The following is a 9852-nucleotide window of genomic DNA, read 5'->3' on the forward strand; positions in this document are numbered from 1 at the left end:
CGCGCGCCGCTGCGGGTGCACCGGCACGGGACAGCTTTGCATCTGCGGGATACGTTCTCGTCCGCCGTGGGTGTCGCCCGGACGCAACGGCCGCCGCGCAGTCCCTCTTCGTGTTCCACCTCTGTCATACGTTTCCGGACGCATCACACCTGCTACGGTTCCCGGCGGTGGTACGTTTGCCGCATCTCTCTTGCTCAGCGGGACTTGGCTCCAAAAAGGCGGCGAAAACCACCACTTCGGCGGGCGCCGCCGGACGAGAAACCAACACCTGGAGGAAGCCATGATCCACACCCGCAACGCACTCGCACTCTGTACTGCCGGCCTGCTCTCGATGGCCGCCGCCGGCTGCATGGGCGCCTCGATGGGCCCCGCCGACGTGAGCACCTCGGCGATGCTCAACGCGGCCGACCGCGGCGAGATCGAAGAGGGCCAGCTCGCCCTGCAGCAGGCCACCAGCCCCACGGTCCGGCAGTTCGCGCAGCAGATGGTCACGGAGCACACCAACGCCATGAACATGCGCCAGCAGATGATGCAGAACATGGGCATGACGCAGATGGCGATGGATGCCATGATGAGCGATCCCGCGGCGCGCGCCGTGACCGACAACCACATGGCCGCCATGCAGATGCTGCGCTCGGCGCAGCGCGGCATGAGCTTCGACCAGGCGTACATGCAGCGGCAGGTGGCGGTGCACGGCTACCTCATCCAGGCCCTCGACGCCATGAACGGCAACAGCGGCATGGCGATGAGCGGATCCGGCATGAGCAGCTCGGGGATGAGTGGCTCTAGCATGGGCAGCTCGGGGATGAGCGGCTCGTCCGGCACCTCCGACGGCATGATGTCGGGCTCCGGCACGTCGGGCTCGTCCATGGACATGAGCCACATGACGATGACCGACATGCGAATGTCGGCGCGCGCGACCATCGCCAGCCACCTCGCGATGGCGCAGCAGATCATGGGCAGCATGGGCAACATGGGTCGCTGATCGGGCTCCGATCGTCTCCCATCGGCTGGGATGACGAAGGCCGGGGCGGCACCTCACGGTGTCGCCCCGGCCTCGTTTGCATCCACAGTTGATCCTGCAATGTGTACGCGATGCGGTTCATCGCATCCGGTCCGCCTCTACCGCAACGGCGGGTTGTATCCGGCGATGGCGATTCGGCAAATCCAACTCCGATCCGCATCTACCGATGTTCACAACCGGAGATGCGGTCAATCCGATCCGTGGCGTTTTGCGCGGCAACCCGGGAGTCCACCACATCGGGAGATGGCCCGGATGCGATAAATCGCACCCCTACAAGAGGATGCGCATCCGTGTTGGTGCGTCGGATGCGCATCGATCGGCTAGGCGACGGTGGCGCCGTTGACGAGGGGTATGACCTCTTCGGCGAAGCGCTCCATCTCCTCCAGCTGCGGGGAGAACTGGAGAAGGAGGAGGTCCACGCCGGCCGCTTCGAACTCGCGGATGCGCTCGGCGATCTGCTCGGGCGTGCCGACCAGGCCGGAGCGCAGGCCGCGGTTCGAGACGGAGTAGTCTTCCAGGCTCACCTGCTGCTCGAGCTGCGTGTTCGCCAGCCAGTCCTGGTAGTTGGCGTACCCCGCGGCGCTCTGGCTCACGTCGGTGATGCGCGCCACCTCGGCCCGCGCCGCGTCTTCCGTCTCACGGCACACGACGTAGCCCGCCACGCCGATCTGCATGCGCGGGAGGCCCAGCGCCTCGCGCCGCGCCTGCATGTCCGCCGCCTTGGGTGCGATGCGCTCCGGCGGGTCGCCGTGCGTGAGGTACGCGTCGCACTGCCGCGCGATCATCTCCTTGGCCGCGGGCGACTCGCCGCCGGCGTAGAGCGTGGGCCGCGGCTGCCGCAACGGCTTGGGCTGGAGCGACGCGTTGTCCACGTGGTAGTACTTGCCGTCGAAGGTGAAGCGCGGCTCGCGCCACATCCCGTCCACCACCTGCAGCCACTCGGCCGTGCGGGCGTAGCGGTCGTCGTGTTGGTCGAACTGCACGCCGTACTGCCGCGCCTCGCCCGCCCACCAGCTGGAGACGACGTTCAGCGACAGCCGCCCGCCGCTGATCCGGTCGATGTTGGCGGCCTGCTTGGCCAGCAGAGCCGGCTGGTGGAAGGTGGGCCGCACGGCGACCATGATCTCCATCCGCTCCGTCACCGCCGCGAGCGCCGCCGCGGTGGACCACGCGTCGAGCGACGGCGCCTCCTCGCCCTTGATGTCGTTCAGGTTCAGCTCGGCCACCAGGGAGAGGTCGAACCCGATCTGCTCGCTGCGCTGGGCGAGGCGCTTCACGTAGTCCCAGCTCGCCTCCATCCCCTCGTCGGGCACGTTCCGCAGCCAGCCGCCGAACACGGGAAGCCAGTATCCGAAGCGCATCAGCGTGCCTCCTGCTCGAGGTAGTCGGCCAGGCGCGCGAACGGGTCGAAGCCCACCACCCGGGGCGCGTCGGCCACGAAGTTCGACAGCGCGTTCACGTCGTAGTACAGCCGCTGCCCATCTCGCGAATCCACCATGTACTCGATGCCGCCCACCTCGATGCCCGCGGCGGCCATGATGCGCTCCACGTCTTCGATCACCTCGGCGGGCGGCTCGTAGCCTTCCACGCGAAGGCGGTTCTTGGGCGCGTCCACCGGGCACGCCGCGCGCTCCAGCTCCGCGCCGTCCACGCGCTGGCACACGTCGGCCGGGCACAGGTCGAACGAGTCGCCCGGCGTGTAGATGCGGATGGCGTAGAGGAACTTGCCGCCCAGCACCTCGACGCGGACGATGCGGCTCTCCTCGGCAGGGATGAACTCCTGCACGAGCGCGACGGAGTCGACGCCCAGGTCCAGGCCGCCCTCCGCCGCCACGCTCGCCAGCGTCTCGGGCGAGTCGAAGCGCCGCACGCCCGCGCCGCTCCCGCCGATGTTGGGCTTCACGGCCACGGGGAACCGCAGCCCCTGGGCCGCGGCGGGCGCCTGGTCGGCGTTGTTGATCACGCGGGCGCGCGGGTACGGCAGGCCCAGGTGGTCCAGCAGGTCCAGCTGCCCGGCCTTGCTGGTCTCGCTCACGAACGCCTCGTAGCCGTTCACCACGCGCACGCCCAGCCGCTTGAGGTGCGCCAGCCAGCTAAGCGTGTAGAAGATGGCGTTGCCGTGCCCGCGCAGGAACGCCGACGGGCTCATGCGGTTGAAGACCAGCGAGTACGGCGCTTCCTTCTCCGCCGGGTCGAAGCGGTGGCTGCCCGCGTCCAGCTTCACGTATGGGGTGCCGCGCCGGTCCAGCTCCGCGAAGAGCGGCTTGAACCAGTCGGGGTGCTCGTAGTAGATGGCGATGGGCCGTTCCGGTGTGGCGGGCATCAGCTCGTCCTTCTCTCGTTTGATGTGACGACCAAACGGCCGTCGTGCTCCCCGCGCGCCGCCCGGCCGCGGGAGTGGTCTTCCGTTCCCTCACCGTCTCTTCCGCATCCGCGTGTTCACGGCGGATGCGATCCATCTCACGAAAACCGGCTCCGCCGCGACGGCCGCACGCCGGCTTCGCGCCGGACGGATGCGCGTCAGTCGCGCGGGGCGTCCAGCACGTGGGGCAGGCCCGCGTTCAGCGGGTACACCGCGCGAACGTAGCTCCACGCGCGCTCGGCGTCGAACGCGTCCTCGTCGTGCGGCGCCGGGCCCGCACGCAACGCCTGCGCCGAAGCCCGGCGCTGCACCTGTATCTCCATCGTCTTCCTCGTCGTTTTCAGCAGATGAAAAAAGCCCGGCCCTCTCGCTGGAGAGGGCCGGGCCGAGCGTCCGAGATCGAGTCTCCGGTCTGCTCTACGCGTCCATGCCGTGTGCACGTGCAAGGACGCCGGTCCGCTCCTCCCGGGGGAGATTCGGGCGACACCACATGCACATGGGATGGCGAAGCGTGGACACGTAGGACCTGAAGGGCTCGCGTTGGCGCAAATTCCTGTGACAACGAACAGTATCACGCCCCCTCCACAGCGTCAACCCTCCGCGATTGCTCGTCGCTGACAAGCGGACGAGGAGCGTTCGGAGACATCCCTGACACGTTCGGACACATCGCCGACACCCCGCTCGGAGACATGCGTGACGCCTATGCGGGGGCGATGAGCGGCTCGTTCAGACATCGTGGACGCGTCCGGAGATTCAAAGAACGGCCGGTAGATGAGTCGGATCGGGGAACGCCAAGCATTCGTCGGCACCGCCGTGCGGGTGAACCCGCGGGCTACGACGGCGCGAAGACGCTGCGCGCCTGCTTCCGTACGTATGACCCGCTTCGCATGCATCGCCGCTGCCGCCCGTCGATGCGCCTCCCGAGCTCGGAGAGTTGCGCGTGACACTCGAGCGTCGCGGCTCCGTTGCGGGATGGCGGGCGCGGCGGGTTGTTGACCGTGACGCGGAGGCGCTACGTTGCCGCATCGGCCGAAAACGCATCCGGGGGCGGATGAACGGCTTCGCATCTCACGATGGGAAGTACGCAGGTCCGCCGCCTCGCCCGCATCTCCCGAGCGCCATGAAACGCCTTCGCTCCACCCTCGCCCTCACCGCCGCGGCGTTGCTCGCCGTCCGCGCTCCGTCTGCCGCGCAGACGCATCGCGCGTCCGCACCGCCCGCAGCGACGAAGCCGATGCTGGTCGTGTTCATCACGGTGGACCAGATGCGGCCGGACTACTTCACGCGGTGGACGAGCCAGCTCACGGGCGGGCTGGGCAGGCTGTACCGCGGCGGCGCGGTGTTCACGAACGGCTTCCAGGACCACGCGGTGACGGAGACGGCGCCGGGGCACGCGTCCACGCTCTCCGGCCGGTTCCCGGCGAGCACCGGCATCGTGATGAACAACGCGGGCGTGCTGGACAGCGCGGCGCCGCTCATCGGCGGGCACGGGCTGCCGGCGTCGCCGCGGCGCTTCCGCGGCACCACGCTCATCGACTGGATGCGCTCGGCGGACGCCCGCAGCCGCGCGCTCTCCGTCTCACGGAAGGACCGCGCCGCCATCCTGCCCCTCGGCCGCGCGAAGCAGAGCGTGTTCTGGTACGCGTTCGACGGGCGCTTCACCACCAGCACGTACTACGCGGACACGCTGCCGGCGTGGGTCCGCCGCTTCAACGCCCGCCGCATCCCGCAGAGCTGGGCCGGCAAGCAGTGGACGACGTTGCTGCCCGCCTCGGCGTACGCGGAGCCGGACACGGTTCAGGTGGAGAGCGGCGCGCCGATCATGGGCGGCCGGCACGAGCCGGCGTTTCCGCACCAGATTCCGTCGAACCCCGACTCGGCGGCGAAGTACTTCCCGGAGTTCCCGATGATGGACCAGGCGACGCTGGACCTGGCGCTGCGCGGGCTTCGGGAGATGCGTCTGGGCCGCGGGCCGCAGACGGACCTGCTCGCCGTCTCGCTCTCCACCACGGATGCGGTCGGCCACCGCTTTGGCCCGGACTCGCGCGAGATCCACGATCAGATCCTGCGGCTGGACCGGATGCTGGGCGTCTTCCTGGACTCGGTGTACGCCGGCCGCGACGCGTCGCGCGTAATCGTGGCGCTGACGGCGGACCACGGCGCGACCTCGTTCCCCGAGGTCGCCAACCCGGCGGAGGCGGCGAGCTGGCACGTCGTGAGCGAGCCGGTCGTCCGGCGCGCGCAGGCGGGGCTCGCCGCGCGAGGGCTGGACACCGCGGCGTTCTCGCTCCAGGACGGCATGCTGTTCGTGGATCACGCCGCCTTCTCGCGGGCGGGCGTGAACGCGGACTCGGCCGTGGACGCGCTGGCTGGCGAGGTGCGGGCGCTCACGGGGGTGCAGCGCGTAGACCGGCTGGCAGACCTGCGCCGCGCGGCGAACGACGCGGACACCATCGGGCGGCGATGGGTGCACATGATCCCGCGCGACGTGCCGGTGGATCTCGTCGTGACGCTGCTGCCCGGCCGCGTGTGGGGCCGCCGCCTGTACGCGCAGCACGGTTCGCCGCACGACGACGACGCGCACGTGCCCATCCTCTTCTACGGCAGCGCCTTCCGCTTCTACGGCAGCGCCTTCCGCCCCGGCCGCCACGACGGGTTCGTGCGCGTGGCCGACATCGCACCCACGCTGGCCCGCGCCATCGGTGTCGCGCCCACCGAACCGCTGGACGGCCACGTGCTGGAAGACGCCTTCCGCTGACCCTCCGCGCATCGGCCGAAGGGCTTGGGCCGACGTGCGAAGGTGTTATCGACGAAGATGCGGGGTGGCGGAGCGAACCCGGCCGCCCCGCATCTCCGTCCCCCATCTGCCTCCGCGGGCAGATGCGCTACTTCCGCGGGGGCCGCGCTCTTGCGGCACGCTGGAACGAGCGGCGCGAAGACGATTCCACAGAACGGGGACGAGGAGGAGGCGGCGTGGAGCGACGGATGCTGGGGCGCACGGGGCTGGAGGTGCCCGTGGTCGGGATGGGCACGTGGTCGACCTTCGACGTGCGCGGCGCCGCGGCCGAGGGGCGGGTGCGTGAGGTGACGGACGCGGCGCTCACGGGCGGCGCGAGCTTCTTCGACTCGTCGCCCATGTACGGGCAGTCGGAGCGCGTCCTGGGCGCCACACTGGAGGGGCGCCGCGAGCAGGCGATCGTAGCCACCAAGATTTGGACGGACAGCTTCCACGAGGCGCAGGAGCAGGTCCGGCGCGCGCTGGAGTGGTACGGCGGGCGCGTGGAGCTGTACCAGATCCACAACCTGCTCGCCTGGCGCGAGCACCTGCCGCTGCTGGAGCGCCTGCGCGACGAGGAGCGGGTGGTCTCCATCGGCGCCACGCACTACCGCTCCAGCGCGTTCCCGGAGCTTCGCCGCGTGATGGAGACGGGGCGCATCCAGGCCGTGCAGGTCCCGTACAACCCGCTGGAGCGCGAGGTCGAGCACGACATCCTGCCGCTGGCGGACGAGCTTGGCCTGGGCGTGGTGATCATGCGTCCCTTCGGCGAGGGAGACCTGCTGCGCCGCATCCCATCTCCTGAGGACCTGGAGCCGTTCCGCCCGTTCGGCGTGACCACGTGGACGCAGGTGCTGCTCAAGTGGATCCTGAGCGACCCCCGCTGCCACGTCGCCATCCCAGCCACGTCCAGCCCGCGCCACATGGCCGACAACGCCGCCGCCGGCTCGCCCCCTTGGTTCGGCCCCGACGAGCGCGCCCGTATCCAGCGGCTCGCCGGCGGGTGAAACCATCCATCCATGGACGCGGTACAACTTTTGTGTTACACTCCGTCAGGCGGAAGAAGCTACAGCAGAACCAGGAGGAGCACGATGACGAAGACGATGACGATACGGCGGATGGGCGGCTCTCTGGGAGGCACTTTCCCCAAAGAGATGACGGACCTGCTGCATCTCCATGAGGGCGACCAGCTCCACATCGTGGAAACCGAGAACGGCGTGCTGCTCACTCCGTACGATCCCGAGTTCGAGAACGCCATGGAGGCATTCGACGTGATCCGGAAGAAGTACCGGAACGCCTTCCGTGAGCTTGCCAAGTAGACGATGCGTGAACCGACCTGGGTTTCACGCAAGATCGTCGACGCGCTCCATCCCGAGCTGATTCGTCAGGACGGTGGCAGCCACGGTGTTCGCGATGATGGGATGATCGACTCCGCACTTGCACGACCTGTTAATCGCTGGTCCTACGAGTCGGGCTGCGACCTGCCCGAACTCGCTGCCAGCTACGGATACGGCCTGGCGAAGAATCACGGTTTCGTGGACGGAAACAAAAGGATCGCGCTCGCCGTGATGGGCGTCTTCCTGTACACCAACGGACTCCTGCTCGAAGCATCCGAACCGGAGGTCGTAGTGTTGATGACCGACCTTGCCGCCGGGGAGTTGGGCGAGACAGAGCTCGCCGCCTGGCTTCGTGAGCACGTCGTGCCGATCACGGACGAATAGCGTAAGCGTATCGTACGCCCGGGTAGCCTCGGATCGGCTGCTCGGCTTCAGAGGGGATTCGATGGAGATGATTCACCCCGGCGGGTACTTTCCCGCCGGACGGCCGCTGCCCGGCCCTGATGTCGTCTCCGCCGCGGAGGCGCTGGCGGGGGGATGGGATGCGGAGGACGACGCGGCGCCGGAGGTACGCGCGGAGCGGCTGCACGCGGGGGTGACGGTCGCGGAGGCGGCGCGGGTGCGGATGGACTTCGCGCAGGCGGGGGCGGCGGCTCGCGTCGCGGAGATGGCCCGCCGCGTGGGCGCCGCCGAGGTGGTGCCGGACGCGGTGAACGAGATGGTCTGCCACGGCATCATGTCCGGCGAGGGTGACCTGGACGACCTGGCGCGTCTCTGCGAGGAGGTCGCGTCCGGCGAGGCGACACGCGTTCAGCGAGGCCGCGCGCTGGCCAACCTGGGCGTGATCGCGGGCCTGGGCGGCGACCCGGCCGAGGCCGTGGCGCGCTTCGACGCGGCGGCGCGCCTGTTCGAGGCCGAGCGCGACGTGCACGGTCGCGTGCTCGCGGGCGTGAACCGCGCAAACGCCCTGGCCGAGTCCGCCCACCTGCGCGCGGCGGAGAAGGCGGCGGCAGACACGCTGCGCTTGGCCCGCTCCGCGAAGCACGAGCACTGGACGGCGATGGGGCAGATGGCGGTTGGCCTGGTGCACCTGGAGCGCGGCAGCCGCAACCAGGCGCGCGCCCATCTTGGCGAGGCGGTCCGCGGCTTCGCGCGCTCGGGCGATGCGCTGCGGCAGGTGCAATGCTGGCACGTCCTGGGCGAGATCGCGTACGACGCGGAGGACCCCATCCGCGCCGGGGCGCACTACCGCGACGGGCTCTCCGTCGCGCGGCAGGCGGGCGCGGGTGGCGCGATCGAGGTGCTCACGCTGCTGTTCGAGCATCGGTAGGAGCGCGGCCGGCCGTACATCTCCCGTGCCGCGGTTCACATCCACGCCTGGAGGATGATGCCCCTCGCGCCCGAATCCGCCGCAATGGTCGGCCGCAGGACTGCGCTCCGCCCGGCTGACGCGGGGATGACGTTGCCGCGGCGGCGGCTCCATCGTGCGGTGTTCGTGGCGGCGGGCGTGTACAACGTGTGCTGGGGACTGTACTCGGCGCTGGATCCGCAGTGGCTGTTCCGGTTCGCGGGCATGGAGCCGCTGAACCGGCCGGAGATCTTCGCCTGCCTGGCGATGGTGGTCGGGCTGTACGGCGTGATCTACCTGGAGGTCGCGCGCGTGCCGGAGCGCGGGTGGCTGCTCGCGGCTGTGGGGCTCGCCGGCAAGGTGCTGGGGCCCATCGGCCTGGCGGGGCTGCTGTGGCACGGCGCGTGGCCGCTGAAGGCGGGCGTGCTCTGTCTCACCAATGACCTGATCTGGTGGATTCCGTTCGGCATCTACCTCGCGGACGCCTGGCCGTTCTTCCGCCGTCAGCTCGCGGCCGACGCTACGGCCGGCGGGCGAGCGTAACATCATCGTGGTCCGCCCCCGAGGCCTTGCACGGGAGGCGCGCCGGCGGCATTCTGCGCATCGTCAGCGGGGTCGCCGCCTGATCCGGAAGAGGCGTCCGCGCAGCAACATCTATCGTTCGACCTGACCCAACCACTCGACTGGAGACAAGAAGATGGACGCACATCACGAAGACGACTCGGGCGAGAAGCTGCGCATCGCCCTCACGGGTTTCGCGGGCGCGCTGGTGTGGCTCGCCATCGTGGCCGTCATCTCGTACCAGTGGGCGATCCACGCGCACTGAGTGCACCTCTCCATCGCCACTCGTCCGCCGTGGGCGAGCCCTGAATGAGCACCTCTGATCCGGAACCGTCACCCGGCCCGCCCGACCAGACCGGCATCCGGGAGATGAGCTGCACGCGCGAGCCTCAGGAATGGCTAGCGCCTCCGCCGCGGTACGACAGCTTTGGCGCCCTGCAAACC

At 69.6% G+C, this 9852-nt stretch carries 11 protein-coding genes; 8 read left to right on the forward strand and 3 right to left on the reverse strand.

Annotation, left to right across the window (positions count from 1 at the left end; all coding sequences use genetic code 11):
* The first annotated feature begins 280 nt into the window (after positions 1–280).
* Complete coding sequence (locus VFE05_02480) at positions 281–985, forward strand: DUF4142 domain-containing protein (GenBank protein HET6228914.1); 705 nt, start codon at positions 281–283, stop codon at positions 983–985.
* 359 nt (positions 986–1344) lie between these two features.
* Here the strand turns inward: VFE05_02480 and VFE05_02485 are convergent, their stop codons facing one another.
* From VFE05_02485 to VFE05_02495, 3 genes are all read right to left on the reverse strand, one after another.
* Positions 1345–2385: an LLM class flavin-dependent oxidoreductase gene (locus VFE05_02485; GenBank protein HET6228915.1), complete on the reverse strand. Its 1041-nt coding sequence runs from the start codon at positions 2383–2385 to the stop codon at positions 1345–1347.
* Entirely contained in the window at positions 2385–3347 is a 963-nt protein-coding gene (locus VFE05_02490; protein HET6228916.1) for a hypothetical protein, read from the reverse strand. Before VFE05_02490 ends, VFE05_02485 begins: the two co-directional genes overlap by 1 nt.
* Positions 3348–3544: 197 nt before the next feature.
* On the reverse strand, positions 3545–3709 hold the full coding sequence (locus VFE05_02495; GenBank protein HET6228917.1) for a hypothetical protein: 165 nt from the start codon (positions 3707–3709) through the stop codon (positions 3545–3547).
* Positions 3710–4506: 797 nt separating this feature from the next.
* On the opposite strand from VFE05_02495, the gene VFE05_02500 reads away from it, so the two are divergent.
* From VFE05_02500 to VFE05_02530, 7 genes are all read left to right on the forward strand, one after another.
* Positions 4507–6144: an alkaline phosphatase family protein gene (locus VFE05_02500; protein ID HET6228918.1), complete on the forward strand. Its 1638-nt coding sequence runs from the start codon at positions 4507–4509 to the stop codon at positions 6142–6144.
* Between the two features lie 215 nt (positions 6145–6359).
* Entirely contained in the window at positions 6360–7169 is an 810-nt protein-coding gene (locus VFE05_02505; GenBank protein HET6228919.1) for an aldo/keto reductase, read from the forward strand.
* A gap of 84 nt (positions 7170–7253) precedes the next feature.
* Positions 7254–7481, forward strand: a complete 228-nt coding sequence (locus VFE05_02510; protein ID HET6228920.1) for a hypothetical protein — start codon at positions 7254–7256, stop codon at positions 7479–7481.
* 3 nt (positions 7482–7484) lie between these two features.
* The gene (locus tag VFE05_02515) at positions 7485–7883 is read left to right on the forward strand and encodes a type II toxin-antitoxin system death-on-curing family toxin (protein HET6228921.1); all 399 of its coding nucleotides are present in this window, start codon (positions 7485–7487) and stop codon (positions 7881–7883) included.
* 61 nt (positions 7884–7944) lie between these two features.
* Positions 7945–8829, forward strand: a complete 885-nt coding sequence (locus VFE05_02520; GenBank protein HET6228922.1) for a hypothetical protein — start codon at positions 7945–7947, stop codon at positions 8827–8829.
* 57 nt (positions 8830–8886) lie between these two features.
* Positions 8887–9390: a hypothetical protein gene (locus VFE05_02525; GenBank protein HET6228923.1), complete on the forward strand. Its 504-nt coding sequence runs from the start codon at positions 8887–8889 to the stop codon at positions 9388–9390.
* A gap of 154 nt (positions 9391–9544) precedes the next feature.
* Positions 9545–9673, forward strand: coding sequence for a hypothetical protein (locus VFE05_02530; protein HET6228924.1), 129 nt, complete (start codon positions 9545–9547; stop codon positions 9671–9673).
* Positions 9674–9852 lie beyond the last annotated feature (179 nt).

This window comes from Longimicrobiaceae bacterium (genome assembly GCA_035696245.1).
Taxonomy (GTDB): Bacteria; Gemmatimonadota; Gemmatimonadetes; order Longimicrobiales; family Longimicrobiaceae; genus DASRQW01.